The organism is Neobacillus drentensis (genome assembly GCF_036966985.1).
In the GTDB taxonomy this organism is placed as follows: Bacteria; Bacillota; Bacilli; order Bacillales; family Cytobacillaceae; genus Neobacillus; species Neobacillus drentensis_E.
This window is the reverse complement of record NZ_JBALSN010000433.1, coordinates 1-1,278: the sequence shown is the minus strand read 5'-3', so window position 1 is coordinate 1,278 and position 1,278 is coordinate 1. Positions and strand designations below refer to the sequence as shown.

Sequence of the window (1,278 nt, the reverse complement as noted above, 5' to 3'; positions counted from 1 at the left end):
TTTCTAAGTTATCCCATGAAAAGTTTGACCTTACGAAGAGGTCGTCCCATCCTTCTGTCACAGGAAATTTAACATGATTCTCCATCCACGAAATAACATCCCTCGAATGAAAATCACCAAGATGGGAAAGTGCTTCATACCCAGTAATCTTTTTATTAGATTCTTGTTCAAGAAAATTAATTACTAAAGATAGTCCCTTATCCTTACTTATACACATAGAAGTTAGATAGGAACGTAATCGAGTATCCATATTATTTTGTTTAGTTTCCCATAAGCTTCTAACCCAGGTTTCTGCGTAAATTCCTAAAACTCTTCCGATAATCTCACATATTATCTTCTGGTCATTAAATGCCTCTTTTTTATGTAATTCTTCTATAAGGAAGCCAAATAACTCATTTCTATTAAATTTCTGGAGGAAGTCGATTGTTTCTTCATCTAATTTCTTTCGATAAACAACATAAGCTATTAGCTGTTCCATGTTATTTTTCACATCATCTAAGGTTGTCTCTGAAAATGACTCAAACCAATGCTTCCACTTAACTGATGCTGGACTTGTAGTATTCAACCCCGTATCACTTAGAAAATATTCAAGCTGCCATTTTTCACTACCAATACACCCTAGTTCAGTAATCCTAAATAGATAATCGATAAACGAATCCGCAACATAAGTAACTGTGTCTTCTTCATGATCCCAATAAATAACTGGTTTCTCATCACTCTCAACAGACATATCAAACGCATAAATATCTCCATTTCCAACTTGAGAAAACTCTAATTTCCCCCTCAGTGACCTTCCATAATCTTCCCCATCTTCCATTAGTTCGTTAGCTAGCATATTTAAATTCTGAAGGAAGTCAATATTCCAATTTATCTCTCCAGAGAATATTTCCGTAAATTCACTAGGAATCATTGTATCTTCAGAAAATGAGTAATAAAACGAAAGTGATTTTCCCAAGTTATGTAATATGTATTTATACGAAGAAGGTAAATGATAACCTAACTCTTTTTCTTTAGCTTCTATCTCCTGTATCGTTGCTTTCTTTCCAATTTCGATTGGGTGGACTTTGCCGTTATTGTTCTCTAATTTTTGAAGTATTTGCTCCCATCTTGATATTAGGATTTTAAAATCCTCCATACTTTTTAACCCCCGCTTCGATAACGTTATTTTAATTATAATTCAATATGGTTTTGGTAAATACCTTCTTGTACTAAACTGCATCCGTTAGTACAACAAGAAAAAGGATCGCCGCAGCGATCCCCTTCTTTAACTCTTGCACC

At 34.3% G+C, this 1,278-nt stretch carries 1 protein-coding gene; it reads right to left on the bottom strand.

Going from position 1 to position 1,278, the window contains the following annotated elements; translation table 11 throughout:
* A partial coding sequence (locus V7659_RS24375; RefSeq protein WP_335542724.1) for an SMI1/KNR4 family protein occupies positions 1-1,135 on the bottom strand: 1,135 nt, incomplete at its 3' end.
* Between the last annotated feature and the right edge of the window lie 143 nt (positions 1,136-1,278).